The organism is Bacillus sp. T2.9-1, from assembly GCF_950097965.1.
Taxonomy (GTDB): domain Bacteria; phylum Bacillota; class Bacilli; order Bacillales; family Cytobacillaceae; genus Niallia; species Niallia hominis.
Genome location: NZ_CATNHG010000110.1, coordinates 1 through 25,132 on the forward strand (window position 1 = coordinate 1; position 25,132 = coordinate 25,132).

Here is a 25,132-nt window from a genome sequence, read left to right on the forward strand (position 1 = left end):
AGGCAGTTGAATATCAAAAACGGTCAGGTAGTTTTAATGAAGAATTATTGCACCATATGTCACCTCTAGGTTGGGAACATATTAATTTACTTGGAGAATACCATTTTAATTCGGAGAAAATGGTCTCGTTAGATTCTTTAAGACCATTGAAACTTTCTTAACGTTGTTAAAACTGGGGGAATCGTCTTGAAAATGGGCTTAGCGTTGTAAATCCGCATTTTCCTGACGCTACCCCAGTCATAAAGGTACCATATAAACGATAAGCAATCATCAAGATACACGCAGATGCTATTACAATTGTAACCGCATTCATATTTATCTACCTCCTTTAATGCTATTATTATAAAAAATGAAAAAGGAAGATAAGTCATTTTCATGACAGAATGCGGGGATTTATATATGAGATGCAAAAAATAACAGATAAAATACAATGATTTTATCTGTTAGGTTCGACTAAAAAATCATCTTTGTTAAAAACCGAATAACTGCTTAATCTCTTTCGTATAATTTCTACTCAATGGCACCTTTTCCCCATTATTCATACATAATAAATAAGTAGAGTTAAACCATGGTTCTATTTCACAAATTCGTTCTTTATTTATTAAATAAGACCGATGGACTCTCATAATTGGACTGTTTATTAGCTTTTGTTCTAATTGACTTAAGGTAAATGTAACGATCATTTCCTCTTCATCGGTAACAAGTAATGTTTTTCCATTTTGTGCACTAATATAAACAATACAATCTACATCGATGATTTTAATTTTTTCGTTTGTTGAAATCGCGAGCTTATTTTTATGTATCGGAGAGTTAGTAAGTTTATTTCCTTGCCCTTCATTCCTCTTTCTTTCTCTTTTATTTACTAGTTTTATAATCGTTTGATTAATTCGCTCTTCTTCAAATGGTTTTAGAAGATAATCAAGTGCATTGACATTAAACGCCTGCAAAGCATATTCGTCATAAGCGGTAGCAAAAACAATTTCAGGGGCATTTCCATTTTCCTTAAGGTTTAATCGTTCGGCTAAGTTCATCCCGTTCTCTTCCCCAAGCTCAATATCTAAAAATATTACATCGATTTCAAGATTGTCAATATACTCTAAGGCAGTTTCAAGGCAATCGCATTCCCCTACTATCTCCATCTTATTACTTCTTTTTAACAGATAGCTTAGTTCATCTCTAGCCAATGGTTCATCTTCTATAATTAATGCTTTAATCATCTGCTCCCCTCCAGATTGCTGGCTCGTTAAATGGTATTTTGATCATTACCTTTGTTCCTCTATTCCACTCACTTTCAATGTTGAACATCCCTTTTTCTCCATAAATTTTTTTCATTCTCTCTTGTATATTCCAAAGCGCGGTTCCTGTGCCAGTGCTAGATGTTATTGTTTTTTGCCCAATCATATAAAGTGTATCCTCACACATCCCTTTACCATCATCTTCTGCAATCAGCACCATTCTATCCTTTCCTTTATGAGCAGATATCGTAATATTTCCAACATTTCCTTTTGAAAATGCGTGGCGTATCGAATTTTCAACTAAAGGCTGAAGGGTAAAAGGGGGAATTAGTACCTTCTTTAATTCAGGATCAACTGACTCTTTCAAGATGAACTTATCTGGAAACCGTGCTTCTTCTAATGCTAAAAAAGCATGCACATGTTCTAATTCCTGTGTTAAGGGAATTAACATATTTTTGGAACCTTGTATATTACTGCGAAAATAAATACTCAATTTTCGAATCATTTCCCGAGCTTTCTCTCCATCTGTGCGAATTAGTGCTGATATAGTATTCATGCTGTTAAAAAGAAAATGGGGATGAACCTGTGATTGCAATGCTTTAATCTCCGCATCTTTTAGTAGCCTTTGCTGAAGCTCTGCCTCTGCTAATTCCAGCTGTAAAGAAAATAATTTACTTAAGCCTTCCGCCATTGTGTATTCTACTAATTGAATGTTTTTGGGATTAGCAAAATAAAGCTTCAATGAACCAACTATTTTATTATTCGCTTTTAAGGGTAATAAAATAGCAGCATAGAGAGGGCAATCTTGATTGTTGCATTGAATTTCGTCTTTATTTTTGGCTACTAATATATTACCTTCTCTTAACACTTTTTCTGTAAGTTTTGTAGAGGTTTTATCAAGGGGAATGTGATGATCCCTTCCTAGACCCTCATGTGCTAATACAATCGATCTATTTGTAATGGATACTGCATCTGCGTTTGTTGCTTTAAGCATAATTTTAGCAACCTGTTTACTTGATTCAGGATTTAGGCCTTGCCTAAAGTACGCTAGTGTAGATTGTGCAATATTTAAAGCGATATTGGTTTGGGCTGCTTTCGTTTTTTCCTCTTCTAAAAGAATATTTTGTATGATATAAATGAAAATTAACATCCCAAATCCATTGATGACAATCATCGGAAAAGCAATGATTTTGACTAGTTCGAGTGCAAGAGCTAATGGTGATGCGAATAAAAGGATGAATGCCATTTGAATTATTTCCATCGCTATGCCGATAATAACAGCCTTGCTGGCTGAGTCTTGCTGGATAGAATACTTCCTGCCGAGGAAACCGGTAACTATCCCTGCCATGATCGTTGATAATCCACAGGCTAGCGCGGTAAATCCGCCTAGTGTTAAGCGGTGAAGACCGGCTATTAATCCCACTCCAAGACCTACTAAAGGACCTCCAATCATGCCACCAATCGCAACACCCATAATGCGCGTATTTGCAATCGCGCTTGATACATCTAGTTCATGCTGCCATGTATGTGTACTTATGCTTCCTTTTAAAATTTCTACCCCGGTATAGTTGCTAATAATCCCGAACAAGCCAAAGAAAAGAATTAAATAGAGCTTATCCTGCCATTGTGATTCCTTATGGATAATCGAACGGAAAATCTTGATTCTTGATAATAAGAAGGCAAAGATAACTAAAATACCGACTCTTTCAATCATTAGTGGAAGTAACTGTAACAATGAATGCCCCACCCTCCTATTTTACTCCCCATCATTATAGTAAATTACAAGAATTATAGAAAGCCTTTTCAAAAGTTTGTGGCTAAATGCCTATTTTGTGCTTCGATTTCATTATATGATATGATTACTTAATAGGACGTGAAAGGTTGGTTATAATGAATGGCAGGGAAAAAATATTATGTTGTATGGAATGGAAGAAAACCTGGGATTTATCGTACGTGGGCTGAATGCGAAAAACAGACAAAAGGATTTAAAGGAGCAGCTTTTAAATCTTACCAATCACTTGAGGAAGCAGAAAAAGCCTTTAATCAAGGAGGGAGTTTTGGTCAAAAAGCGGCGAAAGGCTCTTCCTCTAAAAAACAGGCTAATACTTCCTTAGAAGCAATTGATGAAAATAGCATATCTGTAGATGCAGCTTGTAGCGGTAATCCTGGGTTGATGGAATATCGTGGAGTCCATACGAAAACGGGAGAAGTTCTCTTCCACTATGGGCCAGTATTTGGAACAAATAATATTGGTGAGTTTTTAGGAATCGTACATGCGCTAAGTCTTTTGCAAAAACAAGAAAAAAATACGACCATCTACAGCGACAGTATGACCGCTCTTTCTTGGGTTCGAAATAAAAAAGCAAACACTACCTTAGTGCGAGACAAGCGAACAGAAGAATTATGGCAATTAATCGAACGTGCAGAAAAGTGGTTGAAGGAAAACAACTATTCCAATAAGATTTTAAAATGGGATACGAATAAATATGGAGAGATTAAGGCTGATTTTGGACGAAAATAACTTCACGATTATGTAAATAACAAATCTATTAATCGATAATAGAAACTATACGCATCTAGGTATATAAAGAAAAAGAACTTGGAGATTATGCTAAGCTCTTTTTCTTTTTGTGGGTAAAATTTTTCCAATTAATTTAATTGTCTATATAAATAAGTTAAGCTAAGTTAATTTAGAAGAGACTAGAAACAAATATTTAGTATTTTTTTACTAATTATTCGCATGAATCTGATAGTATAATAGAATAAGCTTTATAAATGATTGTAATACATAGGAGTGAATGTCTTTGTCAAAGAAAGTTTATTTTAACCATGATGCAGGAATTGATGATTTAGTTTCCCTTTTCCTTCTACTACAAATGGATGAAGTGGAATTAATTGGTGTCTCCGTCATTCCGGCAGATGGCTATTTAGAGCCTGGTATTAGTGCAAGTAGAAAGATTATTGATCGATTTGGTAATGGAGCAATTGAAGTTGCTAGATCCAATTCTCGTGGAGTGAATCCTTTTCCAAAAGAATGGAGAATGCATACTTTTTATGTAGATGCACTGCCGATTTTAAATGAAAGTGGCGTAGTAACTGCACCTGAAAGCGCTCTTCCTGCACATGAACATTTAATTAAAGCTGTCAGAGAAAATCCGGATAAAACGACGCTTTTATTTACTGGCCCGTTAACAGATTTGGCAAGAGCATTAGAAATTGCCCCAGATATTCAAGAAAAAATTGAAAAATTAGTTTGGATGGGGGGAACATTCTTAGAGGTCGGCAATGTGCAAGAGCCGGAGCATGATGGAACTGCGGAATGGAATGCTTTCTGGGATCCGTGGGCAGTATCAACAGTATGGGCTAGCGATTTAACGATTGAAATGGTGGCATTAGAAAGTACAAATCAAGTGCCACTAACTCTTTCCGTACGAAATAATTGGGCATCATTAAGAAGATTTTCAGGCGTCGATTTCATTGGGCAATGTTATGCTGCTTGTCCCCCTCTTGTGCATGTGGAGACAAACTCTACCTATTATTTATGGGATGTTTTAACCACTGCAACGATTGGAAAAAAAGAATTGGTTAAAATGAAAGAAGTGAAATCCATTGCTTTAACAGAAGCTCCTTCCCAAGGTAGAACCTTACTAAGTGAAGAAGGTCGTCCTGTTTCTGTTGTATATGATGCAAATCGGGATGCGTTTTTCGAATACATTACAGGTTTAGCAAAGCTTACGAAAAACGATTAATGAAAAAGGACCAATTTCCCTTCCATTATGTTAATAGGAGGGAAATTGGTCTTTTCTATATAACCATATCTACCTCAATGGCTGTATAGGTGTTTCTTCCTTTTTCTTTTGATTCATATAGTCCTTCATCCGCTTTTAAAACTAATAAGGAAGGAGAAAGTTCTTCTTTGGGAATGATTGTTGCAATTCCAATACTTGCAGTAAGGTATGGACCAACTTTCGAGAAGTTATGCTCTATTTGCTTTGCAGCGAGTTTGCTCTTTCATTCATTTGCTACTTTGACTGCTTGAGAAGAGTCTTTATTTATAATTAGTTGAGTACTTTAACTCCTTGTTGTTGCTTTAAAATAAAGTTTAATCAAAAATACCTCCCAAGCCAGCGTTTTACGATAAATAAAAGAATCAATTTTGAAAAAAGATTGATCAAAATTGATTCTTATCCAACAGATTTAAGTTTCGGTTTTATAAAAAAGTTTGATCATTCTATGTATTTCTCCACAATCACGCCCTTTTCTAGAACAATTATATAACCTAAAATTCTTCATTTTTAATTTTGCTCTTGGAGATCCCCCAAAAAAAGAGTCCATAGAATAGACTCTTAAAATCGAGAATTAATTTTCCTGTAACTCTTTCACTTTTCTGTAAAATCATATCTTTTTGTCTCCTGTCGGAGTCAATGATTCTCATTATGAGAATCAAAAAGCATTAGATATGCAAAAAACTCAGATGTTTCTTGATTAACATGAGGTGTGTCGATTCCACGTTCAATAATCATATCAACTTTTAGTTCTTCGCAATTGGAGGTTATTGCATTTAACTGGGATTCAATAATGACAAGTATTCTTTCATTATCAGATGTAATCCCCATATGATTGTAGTAATGATCACTTTTTTCATTTCTTACTACTTCATACGAAATGAAATTTAAGTTATCCAAGTTAGATTTTATAGGGTCGTTTTTGTGTACATTAATATAGTTAAGCATTGTCATTTTTAAGAAAATAGCTTCGGATTCTGATAATTCTGTTTCGACAATATCTAATTTTTTTTGAAATGCGGAGATAACGTCATTAACTGATTGTAACGGTCGAATCTCATGGGAATATTGCTGCTTCAAATATGCTTTGTACTCAACATGGTCCACGTAATCACCTCATTAATATAAGAAATGAAAGATGCTCTAGAGAACATTTCGATTCTATTTCAAAATTATCATTAAATTTATACAAGCCATTATTACTCCTGCCATATATAGACGGAAGAAAAACAACTTTTTATTCGAGGTGTGCTGGATTCCTATAAAGACACAATAAATATTGGTATAGATATTCTCCCTATCCACCTTAAGTATTCAGGAGTGTTCGGAAAAAATTCTCCATAATGATCTATTATCATAGCTATTAAGGCTATGATTTTCAATATAGTCGTAGACATCCGTAAACATCCTTTTATAATGCTATTGTACAAATCCACTAAAGCTACTTGGTGCGTCAAATTCTAAAAAGTATTTATCGTTTGCTACTACAGGGTATAAAAAAGCAACTAATGTATTACCTGATTTCACAGTCCAAGAATTTACATTGCCCCATTTGTTGTACCTTACTAATTGCACCTTTAATGTACTACTATGGTGGTTTTTCACTTCAATTCTATATTCCTAATCAGGCTTTATAAGATTAATAGTTATTCCTATATTTTGAATGATAATATAATATACAGATAGAGTATAATATGAGGTAAAATATGTCAATTATCATTATTAATATTCTGAATAAAATGTCAATTAATACTCATATCCCTGTGTGATATTCTTCAAACTATAGTATAAATATGGCACTTATCTAAATAATTGGAAGGGAGAAATGAAATACTTAGAGAAAGACTTTCCTCTTAAAGTCAAATAGGAAAAAGACGATATTTCTAATCCTTTTTACAAAAAGAATCAAAAATATCGTCTAGAGTGACAAATCAATATTCTGCCAATGTCTCAATAATACGATCTTCTATTTCTTTTCCTTTTTCTTCATCCACGAGATGATTTAGTAAGATGGAAAAGATGTATTTTTTTCCGTTTGTACTTTCCATATATCCAGATAATGTGCTGACAGAGGTGAGGGTTCCTGTTTTTGCTATAACCTTCCCTTTGGTGTTTTCTCCGTTTAATCTATTTCTAAGCGTACCTCCTACCAATCGTTCCTCCATACCTGAAACAGGTAATGCTTGACTGAATGTTGCAAACCAAGGTTCTGCTTGAACTTCGTATAAAAATAGACTCAAATCATTAGCCGAAATATAGTCTATAGGAGATATACCAGATCCATCGCGAATAAGCATCTTGTTTGGGTCCAGTTGAAAAGCAATTAATTCCTCTTTTAAAACCGCTAATCCTTTTTCAAAATTTCCTTCTCCTTTCTTAACAACCCCCATTTCTTTGATTAATGTTTCTGCAATCGTATTATTACTCAATTTCATAAAAGGAATGAGTAATTCAGAGAGAGGAATCGAAGCATGCGTGGTAATAAGGGAGGCTATTTGTGGAGTTTTTCCTTTTTGGACTGCCCCATTCCATTGTATTCCTTCTTTCTTTAATGCTTGCTGGAATACGTCTAATGTATACTTCGTAGGATTATCTACTGAAACCCACTCTTTTTTTAGAGAAGTAGTAATAGGTAGTCTCCCAGTAACAGTGACCACTTTACTATTATGTTTTCTCTCCACTTTCAAGCTAGTCCCAGACTCTTTATCCCCTGTTTTCACCATATTTTTTATTTTTATTTCCGATGTTCTAGGAATACTGTTGATTACGACAGGCTCGCCAATATTTTTTCCAGGCTTTATTTCCAGTAATACGGTCCCAGCGTCATATTCTTTATTTGGTGATAAGGTTAAAGCAGAAATCGGCGCTCCATAATAGGTTGATTCATCACTCCATGCTAAATCAACGGAATATGGCGTGTCATCATACCAAGAATCATCACCAATGATGTTACCATCAATGTAACGGATTCCTTTTTGCTTCAGTTCTTTTGCCATTTTTTCTAAATCAGTTGCTAGTAGACTCGTATCTCCATTCCCCTTTATGTACAAATTTCCTTTCAAATGCCCATTTACCACTCTACCATCTCCATAGATTTCCGTAATAAATTGATAGTCCTCCCCCAATACTTTTAAGGCAACGGCGGATGTCAATAACTTCATATTGGAGGCTGGTGTTAATCGTAAATCACTCATATGTTCATAAAGGATGTTGCCAGATTCTTGATCGCGTATGCTAATTCCTGCAAGACTTCCTTTCAGATCAGGTTCTGATTGTAAGAGAGATTCAAGTGCAGTGGATATCGTTGCTTTTTTATGTGTTTCTGCTGCTAAAGCCATTGGAGAAAAAGCATTTGGTGTGCTGCCAGATAGGAAAATGGAGAATATCAAAATTTGTAATATTCCCTTTTTCAAAAAAGCCATTTTCTCACTCCTTATTATATGATGCTTTCCACCATGGATAAGTTGGGTGTTAAGTGGACTAAAGGAATAGTCTGTCCATTTTTTTGAAAATTACTCCTAATATATGCGGAAAAATAGTTAAAACTGACATCCTGGACAATAAAAACTTTTTTTAGAAGAGATTTTAATTTTCTTTATTTTATTCTGGCAGCGTGGACATGCTTCTCCTTCTCTATCATATACTTTGCAAATATCATTGTAGCTCCCTGTTTTAGTATCACCTAAATAGAGTGGATGTTCCATATATCCCCCTATATTGGTTGCTAGTGTCAGTGTGTTCTTTATGGAGCGAAAAAGATTTTTCATTTCAGGCTCCTTTAAGTCTTCTAGTTTTCTTGTTGGCAAAAGCTGTGCCTCATAACAAATTTCATCTGAATAACAATTGCCAATCCCAGCAATAAAATGTTGATCAACTAATTTAAGCTTTAAATTTCCTCTCTTCGTGTTTATAGTTCTTATAAAGAGCTCCTCCGTAAATGTAGAATTAAATGGCTCAGGTCCAAGCTCTTTCAGTTTTTCTTTACATTCTTCTAGGGTAAGCAAATGAAGATACCCTAAGCGTAATCCGATAAAATATAGATGTTTTTCTCCAAATGAAAATTGGATTTGAATCGTTCGTTTGGGCTTCTCTTCTTCTTTTCCGTAAAACATCCATCCACCAAGCATTAAATGAAGCAACAAGATTTTTTGATTGGATAAATGAAAAAGTAAATGTTTTGCACGTCTTTCGATTCGAATGATGGATGCATTTTGCATTTGATTTAAGAAGGCAGGAATCGGAATATTTATTGATTTTTCACGATTTATGGCAATAGCAGTAATCGGGCGGTTGACAATCAATTCACTTAATAGGATTTTGTAGTTTTCCATTTCTGGTAATTCAGGCATAGTATCCTCTCCTTTATCGCTTCCTTCTTATTTTTTCCAGATGAATGGAAAATATTATAAAAAAAGCCATAGTCAAGAATTGCAGATTTACAACGTTAAGGGAATTCTCATATTAAAGCCCAATTTCTCAACATTTATATTTGAGAAATTGGGCTTTTGTAATCGTCAGTTAACTTTGAACACTTTTTGTTGCATTGAAGTTAACACTTTGCTGGAAATTAGAACGTGTACATTGTCACTTTACATACAGCCTCTGCGGATAAGTTGATGAGCCATGAAGCCGGATGCACCAAGATATCTGGCTCAGCCAAATTAGGCTCTCCTGCTCTTCTCTCTAAATAAAGTTCTCGTCATTACTGGAAAATAGTGTTCAGTCTTATTCAGCATTTTTGGTAAGAAAGTGTTCATTTCTACTTGGTGGTTACAGATTTTTTTCGTTGCTCCGTTAAAGCCTGGTCTTAATTATTCAATTTCCTAAAATCATCACTATAATTGGGTGGAGTAAAAATAAAATTATGTCCTTCGCTTAACATTTTTAATCACTACTTTACAATGGGGAATACTTGACATGCTGACCATACTGTAACTTAAATCCTGATCGGCTACTTCATAATCCACTCGATCCACAAGAATTAAGACGCACTTTCATAACTTCAATCGTTACCCATTCTCCTCTACTTTCAATAGGTCCATTTAATGATTGGCTGCCATCAGCATCTTCACCCTTTATTTTAATATGCTTCTATAATATAAAGAGCATCTATCAGAGTTGGAGGCAGAGATAGTTGCTCTTTGTATTGAAGAATATAAGATTATCAATCTAATCTATCCCTGGTATCGGTGAAAAATCGCTGAAACGATTATTTCAGAAATTGGAGAGATAGATTGGTTTAACCAATCAAAAATTTGTCCCATTAGCTGGAGTGGATCCTGAGGTGTTTGAATCCGGTAAATTTTAATCTACTATGGTTCGTATTACAAAACGTGGATCAAGTAGGTTGCAGCCCTCCTTATATATGGCTGTATTCGTTATTGTCGTAAACAGAAAACAACTGATGAAATTATCCCTAGAAACAAAAAATTAAGAGCGTTATTCACCAGCAAATCAAAGACCAAATAAAAGATGCTATTTTCAAAGGAGAGATTGGTGAGGGTGATCCTCTCCCATCTATTCGAAATTTTGCCCATGACTTGAAGGTAAGTGTTCTTACTATTCGTCGCGTTTACGATGAATTAGAAGAAGAAAGGTTTATTACAAGTCAAGTGGGAATTGGTACTTTTGTCTCTACCGGCAATCTTGAGCTGATTCGAGACTCTAAACGTCATCTTGTTGAGCAAGTAATGCTTGTGTTAATTCAAACCGCAAAGACATTGAGAATTACTAAAGAAGAGTTAAATGAAATGATGAATATTCTATATGAGGAGGATGGACAGTGAGTAGCATTTTAGAAGTAACAGGGCTAAATAAATCTTATGGAGATTTTTCTCTTTCTGATGTTAGTTTTACTTTAGAGGAGGATTGCATTACAGGGTTTATTGGTATCAATGGAGCAGGGAAAACAACTACAATACGGACAATACTTGGACTTGTAACAAGAGCATCAGGTACTATTAAATTCTTTGGAAAGGATATGAACAAATATGAACAGGAATTAAAGGATCGTATTGGGATTGTTTTGGATGATGGAGGCTTTTATGATGAATTGTCAATGGCAGAAATGACAAGCATTATATCCCCTGCATATTCAAGATGGAGTGAACAAGATTACAAAACCTTTATGGAACGCTTTTCCTTAAACCCACGCCAAAAGATTGCCACCTTATCAAAGGGGATGCGTATGAAATATTCATTGACTTTAGCACTTTCCCATCAGGCGGACTTACTGATAATGGATGAACCTACAAGTGGATTAGACCCCTTAATCCGAAGTCAGCTTATGGAAATCTTGAAAGATTATATGAAACAAGGAGGTAAAGGGGTTTTCTTTTCGACGCATATCACTTCTGATTTAGATAAAGTTGCAGATATGTTAATTCTCATCAACAATGGTAGGATTTTATTTGAAGAAGAAAAGGATATTCTGATTGACACTCACCGTTTGGTAAAAGGCGATATAAAGGATTTGACTGATGAAACCAGAAACTTGTTCTTGAATATTCAAGAAACAGAATTTGGTTTTTCGGGTATCACCAATCAATTGTCGAAGGTTCAAACAAACATGCACGACATTCTGATTGAAAGAGCTACAATTGAAGATATTATGCTTGGATACATAGAAAAGGAGACAAAAAATAATGTTATTACATCTCGTTAAAAAGGATATTCTCCTTGTCAAGAAATGTTGCTTGTAGTAATTGCTTTCCCACTATTTATTATGGCTCGCAATCCTGAATTTTTAGGTTTTAACACCTTTCTAATTTCAGTGATTTTTACAGAATTTATGCTCTATCAGTATGTATCGATTGCAGAAATGAAATACCCTAAAGCTACCGCGTTACTTTGTGGTACGCCATATTCTCGCAGCATGCTCATAAAGGCAAGATATGCTTTTCTTCTTTTGATTTTTACCTACTGCTATGTAGCATATACCGTATTAGCACTGTTCGTGCCTAAAGTTGAATATCTTACCCTGTTAAGCACACTTACTGCTCTGCTGATTTCGACAATATTATTTGGCGTATATACACCCATACAGTATAAATTAGGTTATGAAAGAACAAAGTATTTCTTCTCAATTGTTATTGTAGCAACACCATTTATCTTGCCGGCACTATCAAACGTAGATATCAGACTCGATTTTATTGAACTATCTGCAATGTCTATGTTAGCTAAATGTTTGATACTGATTGTGGCTGTTATTGCTATTCTTTGTATCTCTTTGATTGTATCCATAAAGATTTATTCAAAAAAAGATTTATTATAACTGTTAAAGAAATATTATCAAAAAAGGAGGAAAGAGAGTATGCCCATTTTACCAACACCAATAGTAATACTTCTTGTATTATTTCCCTTTATATATTTTGGTTATAAGTTTTATAGAAATCATAGAAAATAGTAAACTTGAGAAATTGTTACCGTTAGGTGGGAACATATTAATTTACGAGGTGGATACCACTTTAATTTGGAGAAAATAGTATCCTTAGATTCTTTAAGAGCACTAAAGTATTCTTAACGTTGTTAAAAACAGGCTTAGCGTTGTAAACCCGTATTTAACTGAAGGTACCCATAGATTACTCTTTATGCATCACTTGTTTCTCAATTCGATAACCAAGTGCTTCTATCGCATATTGGATGCCTTGCTCCAATGTCGCAAATGTTTGAATATGTTTTATATCCACACCAGAATTAATTATTTGCATGCTTAATGAAGGATTAATACCAACGAGAACACATTCTCCTCCGATTAATTCGATTGCTTTCACTAAGCCCTGAAGTCGAAAAATGATAAAGGAATCAAATTCACTAATTCCAGTTAAATCAAGCAACAGGAAGCTTGCACGGCGCTCGGAGAATTCTTTTAATCCTTTTTGCAGTAAATCTTCAAAACGCTCATCATTAAATTTACCAATTAGGGGAATTGCTATTATTCCTTGCATAACAGGCATTACTGGTGTCGAAAGATGTCTAATTAAAGTAGACAATTCTTTCGTGCGCTTCTCTACCATTTCTTCTAATTCATTTATGTAATTTGCTTCTTTTCCTCTCGCTATTTCATGGACATTATGGTGTGGTGTATTAGATGATACGAATATATTCATTTCATCATAATCCGCTCCACTTGATTGTGTTTTTGTTAACTCATACCACATATTCTCTTGAAATAGACCACTGAAAACACCTGCCCAATGACTAGGTAATAAAACAGCAGATTGGTTAGGATTCAGAGATTGAAATATCCGATGTTCCCATGTGTTTTTCAACTGCACTTTAACAGTTTTCGCTTCTTTATTAAAGGAGGTAATTGTAACATTTCCCCAGCCGGCACTGGAATAAATTTCACTGTATTTCTTGATAACTTCCTCGATTGAAAAACGATTTTGATAATAGTCATTTACTAGGAGACCCATGCGGAATCCCGTCGTTTCAAAGACAGCATTGGAAGCATCCGGTCCGGAGATTTCCATAATCGTACTTAAAAAAATTTCAAATGCATTATCCCAAAACAAGAGTGCTGGCGCTCCATCAAAATGGAAAACACCATCCTTCTTATTCCATGAAAATTCACTAGAATTAATCTGAACTATTTGATTCGCTTCTTCTGACATTTCTCTCCCTCACTTATAAAAACGATTATATTTCTATTTTTTCTACACCTTAAGCAGTTAAACTTCCTTGTAATGCAAATAAAAATGCATATGCTAGTTTTAATGCTTCGCCAATTTCCATGTTTTTGTGAAAACTGTTGACTTTTTCTAAAGAGAAATTAACATCCCATATGCCGTCATTTCCATTAAACATTAGTTGGTAATTAGTCTCATCTCCGCTTAAATGCTCTTCCATAAATGAACGGATTTCTTTTTCCTTCTTTTTTGGAGCTTTTAACCCACATAATACTTCATAAGTTTTAAAGACGGAATCTACTTCTAATGACAGAGAATCAACTCCAATAACCTCGAATGCCTTTGTTTCCACATAGAGATATACATCTATATTTTTTTCAAAGTATTGAACTTCTTCCTTTAAGAAAATGGCATCGATATTTTCTTGTACGACTTCGTCCGTTTCTTTATTCGCAAGCTCCATATATAGATCTGAAAAACGCTCTGCGGTGGTTCCTACAACTATATTGTCCTCTGTAAGTAGTTCTTCTTTTCTAACATAATTCAATTCTTCTTCAAAAAGAACAACTTTTCCTTCTTTTTGTGCTTTTTCTAGATGATTTTTCATTTCCGCTTTTAACAATGGAATGAGCTCCTTTCGATGTTATATTCCTATTTTGGCTAACAAATTTATCTTTTTCCTGCTCGCTTCTTTGGTTTTGTCCGTTTTTTAGCAGGTGATTGGAATGTACTTGAGTTCTTATTGCTCTCTGAAAAACGTTTTCGTTTGTTATCATTACTTTGTCTATCAGATCTAGATGGACGAGATGTCTCTCTATTATTTTTAGGAGAACCTTGCTTTTTGTCCTTTTTTACTTGAGGTTTCGTTTCCAGCTCTTTTTTATTTTTGTCTGTCTTTTTAGGCTGTTGTATTTTTTCTATTTTAATAGCCAATTGTTCCTCAATAGTGTCTAATAGGTCTCTATCATCAGAGGAATAAAAGGTAACTGCATACCCTTCTGTTCCTGCTCTACCCGTTCTGCCGATTCGATGCACATAGCTCTCCGCATCCTGTGGAATATCATAATTATAAACATGTGTAATACCATCAATATCCAATCCTCTTGCCGCAACATCTGTAGCAATTAATAATTGGAATTTTCCATCTCGAAAAGCTTTCATTACTTGCTCTCTTTTTGTTTGCGACAAATCTCCATGTAATTGGCCACAGCTAAATTTATTTGCGAGCAATACTTCATATAATTTGGTCACACGACGCTTTGTTCTGCAAAAAATTACGGCCATATAGGGATTCGCTTCCTTAACTAAGGTCATTAACGTTCCTTGTTTTGCACGATCAGTTGTATGTATGCTTACTTGCTTAACCGTCTTTGCAGGCCCTTGTTTTGCTTCTACTGTAAAATATTCGGCATTTTTCGTATATTTTTTCGCAAGCTTTTCTACTTCCTTTGAAATAGTTGCAGAAAATAACATCGTTTGTCTCGACTTAGGTATATGTCTCATGATATAGCTAATCTCATCTAAAAATCCAATGTGAAGCATTTGATCTGCTTCATCTAATACAAAATAAGAGATTTTACTTAAATCAACCGTACCGCGTTTGATATGATCAATTAATCTGCCTGGTGTAGCGACTACTATTGATACATCTTTTTGTAAGACTTTCAATTGCTTGTCCACATCCTGCCCGCCGTATACAGCTAGCACCTTTATTGCCTCTTGTTTCATTTTCATGATTTCATCGGTTATTTGAATGGCTAGCTCTCTTGTGGGTGTTAAGATTAGTGTTTGAATGTGTTTTGCATCAGTATCCAATTTTTCTAATATCGGCAATACAAAAGCAAATGTTTTGCCTGTCCCCGTTTGTGCTTGGGCAATTAAATCTCCTCCTTTTAGGAGTGGTGGAATGACCTTTGCTTGAATGGGGGTTGGCTGTTTTATTCCTTGTTTTTTAAGTTTTTCGATGGTTGATGAAGACAATCCGAGATCTGTAAATGATTGCATTGTTTCTACCTACTTTCCTTGCGCTAATATAGCGATTCCCATTTATATATTTTGGCTTTTTCTGAAGAAATTATCAAGCGACCATAAATAAAGGCTACAGGTAGATTTGAACATGCAAACTCTACTTGTAGCCTGACATATGCTTATATTAATAACGATTTAATTCTTTTATAATTTCCTCTAACGCATTTTTGCTTTTGTTCTGTTGCATTTTTTCAATCATTAACGCCCTGTTGCGTTGAATTTCTTTAAGGGTATGAAGGAAATGGTCTTTCGTTAACGACTCTTCTTCTATCATATAGGAGTAACCATTTTCCGTAAAGACTTTGCCATTTAATATTTGATCGCCTCTACTTTGCTGTTTCGTTAACGGAATAATGACCATGGGTATCCGTAATGCTAGAAATTCAAAGATAGAATTCGATCCGCCTCTTGTAATGACTACCTCCGTCGCTGCTAAGATATCAGCTAATTCCTCATACACATACTCAAATTGCTTATAACCTTTTATCCCTTCATGCTCTTCTGAAAGATTGCCTTTGCCACATAGATGGACGATTTGATAGGTTTGCAATAGAGTATCTAAATTATTACGAACGACTTCATTTATTTTTTTTGCACCGAGGCTCCCGCCCATAACGGTAAGAATCGGTTTTTGACTAGTAAAGCCTAGAAATAGCTTCCCTTTCGCTTGTGAACCAGAGAGTATTTCTTTTCGAATCGGAGAACCTATCGCTTTACTTTTTTCTGTAGGAAGATATTGCAATGTTTCTTCAAAAGAGGTGAAGATTTTCGATGCAAATCGCACAGATAATTTATTGGCTAATCCTGGTGTTAAATCACTTTCATGAAGAATGACAGGTATCTTTAATTGACGGGCTGCAATGACAACAGGTACGGAAACAAATCCACCCTTTGAAAATACGACATTTGGTTTGATTTTTTTCAGTACTTTTCTTGCATCATAACAGCCTTTTAATACTTTAAAAATGTCTTTGACATTTTCTTTTGATAGATATCTTCGAAGCTTCCCACTTGAAATCGAGTGATAAGGAATATCAATCTTTTCAATTAAATCTTTTTCGATTCCTGCTTTGCTGCCGATATAGGAAATATCCCAATCTTGTTTATTTAACTCATTAATGATGGCAATATTAGGGGTAACATGTCCAGCTGATCCCCCACCAGTAAACACAATTTTTTTCAAAATGTATCAGACTCCTATTCTTTTTATCCATTTTCGCAGCGAAAAAGCCAGATGTTACCATAAGGAATCTGGCTTTTCATTAATCTAGTATATGACGATTACACTAATTTCAGAATCTCTTCAATTGCATATGCTACGCCACTCTCGTTGTTGCTCTTTGTAATATCGCTTGCTCTTTTTTTTATCTCTTCTGGAGCATTTTCCATCGCAAAAGATCTTGTAGATACTTCAAATTGGGTTACGTCATTACCGCCATCCCCAAAGGAATAAACTTCATCAAAGGAAAGATTTCGCAAGTTTTCATATCGTCTAATCGCTTTTCCCTTTTGTGCTTCACTTGACGTGATTTCACAGTTATTTGGAAAAGAAGATGAGAAAGAAATTGTATCATGTTTTTTTAAAGCCTCTTTCACTTTATCAATTTTATCCAATTGTGTTTCATCAACAACTGCGATTAATTTATAGATTTTAACATCTTTTAATTGAAGAATCGCTTCATAATCTTGTTGATCGAAAAGTGCTTGAATCTCATCCCAAGCTTTCCCTCGAAGCATTGGCAAAGTCCCTGGAAATCCACCTTGATTCGTATAGACAAGCACCCCAACCTCTAGGCTTTGTAATGCTTTGAGCAAGGTTTGATATAACTCAAGCGAAATTTGTGTTTCATAGAGCAGGTTTCCTGTTTCATCATACATCATACTGCCATTTAGGCAAAAAATCGGAAGCTCTAATTCTTTAACGCCATCTACTTTAATAACATCTGCGTATTGGCGTCCTGTATTTAAAATCACATCAATATGATGCTCCTTTAATTTTTGGATAACGTTTCGATTTGCTTCTGAAATTTGATGATGGTCATCTAATAAAGTACCATCTAAATCAATGGATACACATTTCATTTTTCTTTTCCCCCTAGCAATTCCAACAATGATACTTTCTTTATTTTAGCATATATTTTCCCTTTCTTTGTGATTATTTACTGCTTGTATCTAAAGGTTCTAATATAGCTTCTATGTCTGCACGTTTAGTCTCTAAAAATGGTGGGAGTGCAAGTGATTCTCCCAAATGTTCTAGAGCTTCATCTGTAGCGAATCCAGGTCCATCTGTAGCAATCTCAAATAAGATTCCGTTCGGTTCTCTAAAATAAAGGGATTTAAAATAGTATCGATCAACGAAGCCTGAATTTTGGAACCGTGCTTCATTTATTTTTTCAATCCAAGTGTGTAGTTCATCCTCATTATCAGCACGAAAGGCTACATGATGTACGCCCCCTCTTCCTAGTCGCTGTACTTTTAAATCGGTTCGTTCCTCTAGATGGATTTCCGCGTCAGAACCTCCCTCACCTGTCTCATATACTTGTATAGATGGCTGATTTTCGAAAGTGGATGGATAGGTATCTTTTAAGCGAAAGCCAAGTAAATCGGTTAATACACGAACAGTAGCCTCTGAACGACGTACCGTTAATTGAACTGGCCCAAGACCTGTGATTGCAAATTCAGTTGGAACTGAGCTTTTATCCCATGGACTGCCTGCTTTAACGAAGGGATCATGCTCATCTGACACAAGGAAAAATCGTTGTGTCTCAAAGTCCCTAAATTCCAATGTCAGCCGTCCAGCTCTTTCTGTTATATCTCCATGGTTGACACCAAAATCATCCAGACGTTTTACCCAGTAATCTAACGCTTTATCACTTGGCACTCGCAAAGAGGTTGCTGAAATGCTGCTTACCCCTTCTCTGTTAGGAGCCATATGGGGAATTTCAAAAAACGTGAGCTCTGTTCCAGGATTTCCTTGTTCGTCTCCATAAAATAGATGATAGACAGAAGGATTATCTTGATTGACTGTTTTCTTTATTAAACGTAATCCTAGTACCTTTGTGTAAAAGGCATAATTTTCTTTCGCTTTCGCTGTCATAGCAGAAACATGATGAATTCCTTTTAAATTCATAGAAGTCCCTCCTTCAAAATATGTATAGATGATATATAAATCCAATACTTAAGCATTTGTAACCAAGAAATAGTTTTCGATATAGGAAATTTACTCAAAGCGAAAAAAGGCATCTGCTTTTCATTCTAAGAATTTTTTTCTTCTTTAGAATGTTAGCGAAAATGATGCCCTTTCATTATATTATATTTGTATATCAAGTTGCACGGGACAATGATCGCTTCCCAATACATCACAATGGATATTTACATCAGTGATATTGTCTATTAATTGATTGGAGACGATAAAATAGTCAATTCTCCACCCAATATTTTTTTCTCTTACCTTTGCCATATAGCTCCACCATGTGTACACATCTGTTCGTTCAGGGTATAAATATCTAAAACTATCTACAAAACCTAATTGTAGTAAGCTAGTCATTTCCCCTCTTTCCTCTGTTGTAAAGCCGGAATTCCCAATATTAGGCTTCGGGTTTTTTAAGTCGATTTCTTGGTGAGCTACATTTAAATCGCCACAATAAATCACCGGCTTCATTGCTTCTAGTGATGTAATATATTGCTTTAGTTGTTTTTCCCATTCTACTCGATAGGATAATCTGCTTAAATCTCGCTTTGAATTTGGTGTATATACATTCAATAGGAAAAAGTTTTCGAACTCTAAAGTAATAGCTCTCCCCTCTAATTCTTCAAAGTCTTCTCCAATGCCATATTGGACAGAAAGAGGCTTTTCTTTAGTAAAAACAGCTGTTCCTGAATAGCCCTTTCTTTCAGCATAATTCCAAAATTGATGGTAGCCTTCTAATTCTAATTTTATTTGTCCTTCTTGCAGCTTTGTTTCTTGAAGACAAAAGATATCTGCATCTATTTGCTGAAAAAAATCCAAAAAGCCTTTTTTAACACAGGCTCTAATTCCATTAACATTCCAAGTTACTAATTTCATAAAAATACTCCTAACTATATCAATCTTCTAATTAATAAGAGTATCATGAAATGGGTGTTCGTTAAAGGATTATATCTTGGAAGAAAAGGCTGTTAAATTTACGAGCTTATCTCTAAATAATTTAAATAAGTAGGAATGTCCTATGCATCTTTCCCTACCCAATACCTAATAGTGGAACTACTCTATTTTCTTCATAACAATTCAAACTTCTAACCATAAAGGGAGATTAGCGCTTAGTTATTTAATTGATTGTATTCTGGATAGTGTAACAATAATGTTTCGTTAGCTAATTCCATCTGTTTACAATATGCTGCGTAAGAATTACTTAATTTTTTCATTGCGGGAATAAATACTTCATAATAACCACTAGCTTTATTAAACTCCTTAAATATATGATGAATTTTATAAATGGGAGAATTCTTGTATTGCTCGGATTTTTTGTACTCCAAGTATCGCTCAATTGCTTCCTTGTTTTCTGTTAAAAATATAGTAGGATTTTCAAAAGATTGTTTTGTTCTTTCCAACAATTCATGAATATTATCTGTTTTTACATCTTTTGTACTTTCTAATAAGAACAATTTTAAGTCCTTTGTTAATGGTAATGTAGGCACATTATCTAAAAACGATATTATTTCTTCATACGCCGACTGCTGCACAGAAGTTGTGATAGGCTCGTTCAAAAAACGTGCAAAATGCATGCAAATAAATCGACCATAGTAGTCCGGAAATGCCTCCAATATCTTTTCTGTTACAGTTGCATGCTGTTCTAATGTTCTTAGTTCCTTGCTTATATCAGAATAATCTTTATCAAAGCTTAGTTGTTCCAGAAGAGATTTTTTCTCTTGATCCCTCTGTATAGCTATTTCTTTCTGTACGGATATCTTTTGTAATGTGTTATTTGTTTTATCGGCAAGGACTAACTTAATTTCTAATGTGCTAAGCCCCAGTTTTCGTAAAACATAAATTTTCCTTAAACAATTTAGATCATTTTCATTAAAATCACGGTAACCATTATCCAATATTTTAGGACATATCAATTTTTGTTCTATATAATATTCAATAGCTTTTTTAGTCAAATTTGATAATTTACTTGCTTCATTAATTAACATACTATCACCTCTCAAAATAAGCTTAATCTGACACCCAAGGGGATAGTCAATAAATATTTTTGAAATGTTCCTTGTTTCCCTACTATTCAAAGATTTTCCCAAAATTCCTTGTAGTAATTCATTCACAAGAACACTCCAATAACGACTTAAATATATCATGTTCGGATGACATTAAAAAGAAGTTACTTGTAGACAGAAAAAAGCCCTCCGTTGTTAAGGAAGGCGCATACTCGTTTATATCCAAACGTATAATCGTTAAAATGACATTTATTCATTCTTTAGTGTCAACTTTTTTTATAGTCAATTTCCTGTTTATTTACATAAATAAAGACGATGTTAGCGATTGTTAGCATCGTCTATCTAGTTCGTTTCAAAAAAATTTAATATTGTTTATGTGAATTTATTAGGGATAAAACTGCTTAAATTGTGAATATAACACGGAGACATTATTAACAAATACAAGCTCCCACAATGATTAATAAAATAAACAACACGACAACTAAAACAAAGTCATTCTTTTGATATGTTGGCCCACAATAACTGTAAGCAGGTGCTGTGTAGGTAGGGAAAGATGGAGCATTCATAAAAAAAGCAGGCGACGTGTTAGGCTGAGGTGGAACATTCGCACCTTGAGTTGGAGATGCATTTACGTTAGCATACATTTTCATTCATCCTTTCTTATAGTTAGGTTATCACTACATGATACTCTCAAAAATGAAAATGGAGCCCGTCTATTAAAAAATGGGTATGTACCCATTCATGAACATGATATTTACGGAATTGAAAAACTGAATCAGCCTTTGAACAGATATCCCAAATGTAGTAGATATTTCTGATATCTTTGAGTGGATATGGAACTGTAATTATGATGCACAACGGGTAGTTGGGGTTTGAAAGCAATACTTCTCGTTTGCCCTTTTGCTAATCTTGATAATTTGGTAAATGATGGTCTTGTCACCAAACTTGTCAGGACAGCAGAACGATTACTTCCCGGTATTCTCCTTTTATTAAGTACCTGAGTGATTTCTTGATTCGTCTTTATGGAAAAGCCATGCCCGAAAAATCTCCCATCTTCAAGCATAATAGCATTTAATCCTCTAAACCAAGGTGTTGTTAAATCAAAGTCTGGATTTTCAAAGTAAACAATGTCACCAGGTAAAAAACTACTTGAATGAAACGTAACTAGACCGAGGTCAGTATCCACATGCCAACTGTAAAGATAAAGATTTTGAAAATAAGCATTGAATAAATTTTTACCGATAGTCTGTAATGTAGCATAGTAATAAACTATGACAGAAGCAGTTGCGCATTCAAACGCATATAGCGAACTGTTCTTATAAATATCCATAATGGCATCAGATGGTTGCACATCTGATCTCAGCAAAAACCCACCAGCTATCGTTAATTGCCAATAAGCAGGATTGCACCGTGCTTGCTCGAAAATTGTAAACTGAGCCTCAGTTTCATTCATTTCTTTTGCTCCATTAATGATATTTTTGCGCATTCTAATTTCGAACTGCAACTCCTCTAAAGAAGGATAAGAAAAGATGTTATGATCATCATGCATATACTGCAAGATAGCTTTTTCCATGTGCTCCAATGGCCAATTATCTTGAGGTTGAAAGGTTGTTCCTGCTATTTGTATCATTTGCTCCTCCATTCACACTTTTTTTCTTCTGGTGGGTATAAATCTAAGGTATTCTCTTTACCTCTTAAAAATGTAATGGTAATTGCATATTGAGTGGCAAATTGCAGTTTTAGATTTAAATGAAGTAAATTCTTCCATTAATTTTTGCTATATTCATTCTATTTTATTTAATGAAAAATAAATCCTAAATAAAAATAAGGTGATACTTCTTTCAAGCATCACCTAAAAAATGTTATTTAGAAACATGTAAACGAAACAATTCTTCTTGTGTCAATACCAAATATAACCCAAAATCTTCCATTCCATCTGAAGCCAGCGACAGATCTAGGACCTATTATAATAGGATAAACCCAAAATCCTTGACCATTACTTAGCCAAATAAAGGTATTACGAAACATACATAAGCTAATTGCACCTGGATCAATAGCAAACGGTGAAGCAACGGCTTGTTGAGGAGTAAATGGTGGAGGAGGAGCCGTTGGAGCTTGGGAAGGCTGAAATCCAGGTCCTGGAATACCAGGAAAAGCTGGAGCTCCTCCAAATCCAGGTCCTGGAGGAGATGGAATAAGGAAATTCAGAAATTGTCTCTCTAATTGTTGATTAGCGTTTATAGCAGGATAAACTTCATGATTAGACATTCAAACATAACCACCTTATATTTAATAAATCTCTAAAGTATTGTATGTTTTCCTGTATTTTGTGAAGCTTATTCGCTGTATTAAGGACCGCCCAATCTACAGAAAATTTTTTGCAACTACCAATATGTGTTTAGTCATATATTCCAATAAAAAAAGCTAAAAAGATGCAAAATTAAGCCATGCATGTTTTTAGCTTATTCATAAGTTCTCATCCTATATATACACTTTCACATGTTCCTGCCTTTGGTTCATAAAAACAGTGTTGTTTAAATTGCCCGGTAAAAGGTTGGTCATACCATGTTGGAGGACAAGCTCCGCTAGGATTAAAGTACCATAAAGCAAATCTTGCCGGATGTTCTCTCCAGTATTTTACATTTTGAAGTGAGTATGAGTAAAATGTTTGTGGGAGAATAAATATCCTTTTTGTCTAGTTGGGGGACGAGTCCCCCAACTAGACAAAAAGGCCACCAAGCGAAAGCGCGGTAGCTGGAAAAAATTAAGTATTAAAAAAGAGAGCTTCCTTTTGTAAAGTAGAGTTTGCCTAGAACACTACGAAAAGGAGAGGCTCTCATGAATGAATGTAACATAAAATTACCATCATTAAAAGAATTGGAAAAAACTTTATTTCGAACACTACAAATGACCTTTCAAGAAATCCTTGTTCAAACATTAGAAAATTGGGATCTAGAGATTGCTCAGCAACGAGACAAAAGAAGATTTGCTTTACGAGATAAACGAGAAATACGAGTAGATACAGCGTTTGGAGCAGTGGAGCTGAAGCGTAATTATTATTTCGATCGTGTGACCAAAAAATATATTTGTCTATTAGATCACTATTTACAGTTTCAGGGGAATAAGGGATTTAGTCCACTACTAGAAGAATGGGGGTTAGAACTAGCGACGAATGGCTCCTCCTATCGAAAGGCGGTGGAAACGTTCGAACAATTTTTAGGCTATTCGGCGATGAGCCATGAAGCATTACGGCAACATCTTCTTCATACAAGCGTACTTCCCGCTAAGGAAAAACGCCCTTTTCAAAAGGTATTGTTTGTCGAAGTAGATGGATTATATGTGAAGAGTCAAGAAAAGAAAAAGCGTGGATGGGAGTTGAAATTCGCCGCTGTACATGAGGGATGGAAAGAAAACGGAAAGCGAGTCAGGCTCCGAAATAAAAGGCATTTTCTCTATGAAGGAAAAGAACCCTTTTGGGAAGCTTTTGAAACATTCTTACAGAATCATTATGCGTATGATCCAACCCAAACCTTGCTTATTATTAATGGCGATGGAGCAGGCTGGATAACGGCATGTCGGGAGTATTTTCGGGAACGGGCCTTTTTCACTATGGATCGTTTTCATGTCGCTCGTTCGATGAAACAGCTAATGAAGAGCCATCCCCGATTCCGCTACATGAGAAGAGCGTTAAAAAACTACCAGGTAGAAACATTACTTCTAGAGTTGAATAGTGCAGTAGGAACAATGGATACACCAGAAGAAGAAGAAAAACTAGCGCATTTCCTCGCCTTTTTAACGCATCATCAGGAAACCATAAAAGATTATCGTAGTTGGTTACAGGAGAAAGGCGTGGACACGACAGCGTATCGACCAATGGGAAGTGCAGAAGCAATGATGAATCAATTAGCCAAACGATTAAAAAATAGAAGAGCATGGAGCAAAAAAGGCGTCATGAGCATGGCACGTTTGTGGATTGGGTTGAAGGATGATCTATCTATCCAAACGATATATGGAAAATGGGAAAAAGCCACGGAAAAATCAAAGAAAGAGCATCGACCGAAAAGAAAAATATCCACAAAATTAGTGACAGAAACCGTACGTCAGAACATGCCATACTTAAATCAGGTGATTGGAAAACCCGTTCACTTTGCCTTACAGGGATTAAAAGGTTTTTAAAAAAGAAAAAAACGAAATTTTGATAAAAGAAAACATTTAGAAAACGGATACAAAATTAGAAGTTTTACTTTATAAAAAGGGAGCT

At 35.0% G+C, this 25,132-nt stretch carries 26 protein-coding genes and 3 pseudogenes; 8 read left to right on the forward strand and 21 right to left on the reverse strand.

What is annotated here, in order from left to right; all coding sequences use genetic code 11:
- On the forward strand, positions 1-161 hold a 161-nt coding region (locus QQZ16_RS16515), incomplete at its 5' end, for a Tn3 family transposase (protein WP_284561532.1).
- A 77-nt stretch (positions 162-238) separates the two neighbouring features.
- On the opposite strand, the pseudogene QQZ16_RS23290 reads toward QQZ16_RS16515, so the two are convergent.
- From QQZ16_RS23290 to QQZ16_RS16530, 3 genes and pseudogenes are all read right to left on the reverse strand, one after another.
- Positions 239-313, reverse strand: a pseudogene (locus QQZ16_RS23290) (hypothetical protein); the annotation flags it as partial.
- A 157-nt stretch (positions 314-470) separates the two neighbouring features.
- The gene (locus tag QQZ16_RS16525) at positions 471-1,217 is read right to left on the reverse strand and encodes a LytR/AlgR family response regulator transcription factor (RefSeq protein WP_031539929.1); all 747 of its coding nucleotides are present in this window, start codon (positions 1,215-1,217) and stop codon (positions 471-473) included.
- Entirely contained in the window at positions 1,210-2,970 is a 1,761-nt protein-coding gene (locus QQZ16_RS16530; protein ID WP_284561526.1) for a sensor histidine kinase, read from the reverse strand. Before QQZ16_RS16530 ends, QQZ16_RS16525 begins: the two co-directional genes overlap by 8 nt.
- 159 nt (positions 2,971-3,129) lie before the next feature.
- On the opposite strand from QQZ16_RS16530, the gene QQZ16_RS16535 reads away from it, so the two are divergent.
- Positions 3,130-3,756, forward strand: coding sequence for a ribonuclease H1 domain-containing protein (locus QQZ16_RS16535; RefSeq protein ID WP_031539932.1), 627 nt, complete (start codon positions 3,130-3,132; stop codon positions 3,754-3,756).
- A 283-nt stretch (positions 3,757-4,039) separates the two neighbouring features.
- Positions 4,040-4,984, forward strand: a complete 945-nt coding sequence (locus QQZ16_RS16540; RefSeq protein ID WP_235252423.1) for a nucleoside hydrolase — start codon at positions 4,040-4,042, stop codon at positions 4,982-4,984.
- 55 nt (positions 4,985-5,039) lie between these two features.
- On the opposite strand, the gene QQZ16_RS23295 is transcribed toward QQZ16_RS16540, so the two are convergent.
- From QQZ16_RS23295 to QQZ16_RS16565, 6 genes are all read right to left on the reverse strand, one after another.
- Entirely contained in the window at positions 5,040-5,222 is a 183-nt protein-coding gene (locus QQZ16_RS23295; protein ID WP_082169248.1) for a GGDEF domain-containing protein, read from the reverse strand.
- A gap of 434 nt (positions 5,223-5,656) precedes the next feature.
- Entirely contained in the window at positions 5,657-6,127 is a 471-nt protein-coding gene (locus QQZ16_RS16545) for a hypothetical protein (protein ID WP_109767230.1), read from the reverse strand.
- Positions 6,128-6,279: 152 nt separating this feature from the next.
- Positions 6,280-6,417 carry a TraX family protein gene (locus tag QQZ16_RS16550; protein WP_311297637.1) on the reverse strand — a complete coding sequence of 46 codons (138 nt, stop codon included), beginning with the start codon at positions 6,415-6,417 and terminating at the stop codon, positions 6,280-6,282.
- A gap of 22 nt (positions 6,418-6,439) precedes the next feature.
- The gene (locus QQZ16_RS16555; protein WP_235252422.1) at positions 6,440-6,625 is read right to left on the reverse strand and encodes a hypothetical protein; all 186 of its coding nucleotides are present in this window, start codon (positions 6,623-6,625) and stop codon (positions 6,440-6,442) included.
- A gap of 326 nt (positions 6,626-6,951) precedes the next feature.
- Positions 6,952-8,442, reverse strand: a complete 1,491-nt coding sequence (dacB, locus tag QQZ16_RS16560) for a D-alanyl-D-alanine carboxypeptidase/D-alanyl-D-alanine endopeptidase (protein WP_235252421.1) — start codon at positions 8,440-8,442, stop codon at positions 6,952-6,954.
- Between the two features lie 117 nt (positions 8,443-8,559).
- Entirely contained in the window at positions 8,560-9,369 is an 810-nt protein-coding gene (locus tag QQZ16_RS16565; protein ID WP_235252420.1) for an Fpg/Nei family DNA glycosylase, read from the reverse strand.
- A gap of 724 nt (positions 9,370-10,093) precedes the next feature.
- Here QQZ16_RS16565 and QQZ16_RS16570 point away from each other — a divergent pair.
- The 4 genes and pseudogenes from QQZ16_RS16570 to QQZ16_RS16585 form a co-directional block, all read left to right on the forward strand.
- Positions 10,094-10,480 (forward strand): annotated as a pseudogene (locus QQZ16_RS16570) (transposase); the annotation flags it as partial.
- The gene (locus tag QQZ16_RS16575; protein ID WP_235252425.1) at positions 10,450-10,806 is read left to right on the forward strand and encodes a GntR family transcriptional regulator; all 357 of its coding nucleotides are present in this window, start codon (positions 10,450-10,452) and stop codon (positions 10,804-10,806) included. The pseudogene QQZ16_RS16570 and the gene QQZ16_RS16575, both read left to right, overlap by 31 nt.
- Entirely contained in the window at positions 10,803-11,684 is an 882-nt protein-coding gene (locus QQZ16_RS16580; RefSeq protein WP_031539381.1) for an ABC transporter ATP-binding protein, read from the forward strand. Before QQZ16_RS16575 ends, QQZ16_RS16580 begins: the two co-directional genes overlap by 4 nt.
- 27 nt (positions 11,685-11,711) lie before the next feature.
- Positions 11,712-12,293 carry an ABC-2 transporter permease gene (locus tag QQZ16_RS16585; RefSeq protein WP_284561527.1) on the forward strand — a complete coding sequence of 194 codons (582 nt, stop codon included), beginning with the start codon at positions 11,712-11,714 and terminating at the stop codon, positions 12,291-12,293.
- 307 nt (positions 12,294-12,600) lie between these two features.
- Here the strand turns inward: QQZ16_RS16585 and QQZ16_RS16590 are convergent, their stop codons facing one another.
- The 12 genes and pseudogenes from QQZ16_RS16590 to QQZ16_RS16645 form a co-directional block, all read right to left on the reverse strand.
- The gene (locus tag QQZ16_RS16590) at positions 12,601-13,635 is read right to left on the reverse strand and encodes an STAS domain-containing protein (RefSeq protein ID WP_235252418.1); all 1,035 of its coding nucleotides are present in this window, start codon (positions 13,633-13,635) and stop codon (positions 12,601-12,603) included.
- 49 nt (positions 13,636-13,684) lie between these two features.
- Positions 13,685-14,257, reverse strand: a complete 573-nt coding sequence (locus tag QQZ16_RS16595; protein WP_284561528.1) for a branched-chain amino acid aminotransferase — start codon at positions 14,255-14,257, stop codon at positions 13,685-13,687.
- Positions 14,258-14,319: 62 nt separating this feature from the next.
- Complete coding sequence (locus tag QQZ16_RS16600) at positions 14,320-15,654, reverse strand: DEAD/DEAH box helicase (protein ID WP_031539384.1); 1,335 nt, start codon at positions 15,652-15,654, stop codon at positions 14,320-14,322.
- A gap of 148 nt (positions 15,655-15,802) precedes the next feature.
- Entirely contained in the window at positions 15,803-16,861 is a 1,059-nt protein-coding gene (locus tag QQZ16_RS16605) for an undecaprenyldiphospho-muramoylpentapeptide beta-N-acetylglucosaminyltransferase (RefSeq protein ID WP_031539385.1), read from the reverse strand.
- A gap of 98 nt (positions 16,862-16,959) precedes the next feature.
- Complete coding sequence (locus tag QQZ16_RS16610) at positions 16,960-17,760, reverse strand: Cof-type HAD-IIB family hydrolase (RefSeq protein WP_031539386.1); 801 nt, start codon at positions 17,758-17,760, stop codon at positions 16,960-16,962.
- A gap of 73 nt (positions 17,761-17,833) precedes the next feature.
- Positions 17,834-18,808, reverse strand: a complete 975-nt coding sequence (locus tag QQZ16_RS16615; RefSeq protein WP_235252417.1) for a ring-cleaving dioxygenase — start codon at positions 18,806-18,808, stop codon at positions 17,834-17,836.
- 180 nt (positions 18,809-18,988) lie between these two features.
- Positions 18,989-19,744: an exodeoxyribonuclease III gene (locus QQZ16_RS16620; RefSeq protein ID WP_031539388.1), complete on the reverse strand. Its 756-nt coding sequence runs from the start codon at positions 19,742-19,744 to the stop codon at positions 18,989-18,991.
- A gap of 233 nt (positions 19,745-19,977) precedes the next feature.
- Positions 19,978-20,979, reverse strand: a complete 1,002-nt coding sequence (locus QQZ16_RS16625) for a MerR family transcriptional regulator (protein WP_235252416.1) — start codon at positions 20,977-20,979, stop codon at positions 19,978-19,980.
- Positions 20,980-21,302: 323 nt separating this feature from the next.
- Positions 21,303-21,515 (reverse strand): YjcZ family sporulation protein, encoded by a 213-nt coding sequence (locus QQZ16_RS16630; RefSeq protein ID WP_031539391.1) that lies wholly within the window; start codon positions 21,513-21,515, stop codon positions 21,303-21,305.
- Between the two features lie 131 nt (positions 21,516-21,646).
- The gene (locus QQZ16_RS16635) at positions 21,647-22,501 is read right to left on the reverse strand and encodes a protein-glutamine gamma-glutamyltransferase (RefSeq protein ID WP_035416681.1); all 855 of its coding nucleotides are present in this window, start codon (positions 22,499-22,501) and stop codon (positions 21,647-21,649) included.
- Positions 22,502-22,737: 236 nt separating this feature from the next.
- Positions 22,738-23,139, reverse strand: coding sequence for a collagen-like protein (locus QQZ16_RS16640; protein WP_235252415.1), 402 nt, complete (start codon positions 23,137-23,139; stop codon positions 22,738-22,740).
- Positions 23,140-23,347: 208 nt separating this feature from the next.
- Positions 23,348-23,518: pseudogene (locus QQZ16_RS16645) on the reverse strand (cell wall hydrolase); the annotation flags it as partial.
- Between the two features lie 191 nt (positions 23,519-23,709).
- Between QQZ16_RS16645 and QQZ16_RS16650 the strand changes: the two are divergent.
- Positions 23,710-25,047 carry an ISLre2 family transposase gene (locus QQZ16_RS16650; protein WP_284561529.1) on the forward strand — a complete coding sequence of 446 codons (1,338 nt, stop codon included), beginning with the start codon at positions 23,710-23,712 and terminating at the stop codon, positions 25,045-25,047.
- Positions 25,048-25,132 lie beyond the last annotated feature (85 nt).

Bases quoted from the DNA above. Each gene is read 5' to 3' on its own strand.
- QQZ16_RS16525 (WP_031539929.1), bottom strand. From the start codon at position 1,217: ATGATTAAAGCATTAATTATAGAAGATGAACCATTGGCTAGAGATGAA.
- QQZ16_RS16535 (WP_031539932.1), top strand. From the start codon at position 3,130: ATGGCAGGGAAAAAATATTATGTTGTATGGAATGGAAGAAAACCTGGG.
- QQZ16_RS16550 (WP_311297637.1), bottom strand. From the start codon at position 6,417: ATGTCTACGACTATATTGAAAATCATAGCCTTAATAGCTATGATAATA.
- dacB (WP_235252421.1), bottom strand. From the start codon at position 8,442: ATGGCTTTTTTGAAAAAGGGAATATTACAAATTTTGATATTCTCCATT.
- QQZ16_RS16565 (WP_235252420.1), bottom strand. From the start codon at position 9,369: ATGCCTGAATTACCAGAAATGGAAAACTACAAAATCCTATTAAGTGAA.
- QQZ16_RS16590 (WP_235252418.1), bottom strand. From the start codon at position 13,635: ATGTCAGAAGAAGCGAATCAAATAGTTCAGATTAATTCTAGTGAATTT.
- QQZ16_RS16595 (WP_284561528.1), bottom strand. From the start codon at position 14,257: ATGAAAAATCATCTAGAAAAAGCACAAAAAGAAGGAAAAGTTGTTCTT.
- QQZ16_RS16600 (WP_031539384.1), bottom strand. From the start codon at position 15,654: ATGCAATCATTTACAGATCTCGGATTGTCTTCATCAACCATCGAAAAA.
- QQZ16_RS16610 (WP_031539386.1), bottom strand. From the start codon at position 17,760: ATGAAATGTGTATCCATTGATTTAGATGGTACTTTATTAGATGACCAT.
- QQZ16_RS16615 (WP_235252417.1), bottom strand. From the start codon at position 18,808: ATGAATTTAAAAGGAATTCATCATGTTTCTGCTATGACAGCGAAAGCG.
- QQZ16_RS16620 (WP_031539388.1), bottom strand. From the start codon at position 19,744: ATGAAATTAGTAACTTGGAATGTTAATGGAATTAGAGCCTGTGTTAAA.
- QQZ16_RS16630 (WP_031539391.1), bottom strand. From the start codon at position 21,515: ATGTATGCTAACGTAAATGCATCTCCAACTCAAGGTGCGAATGTTCCA.
- QQZ16_RS16635 (WP_035416681.1), bottom strand. From the start codon at position 22,501: ATGATACAAATAGCAGGAACAACCTTTCAACCTCAAGATAATTGGCCA.
- QQZ16_RS16640 (WP_235252415.1), bottom strand. From the start codon at position 23,139: ATGTCTAATCATGAAGTTTATCCTGCTATAAACGCTAATCAACAATTA.
- QQZ16_RS16650 (WP_284561529.1), top strand. From the start codon at position 23,710: ATGAATGAATGTAACATAAAATTACCATCATTAAAAGAATTGGAAAAA.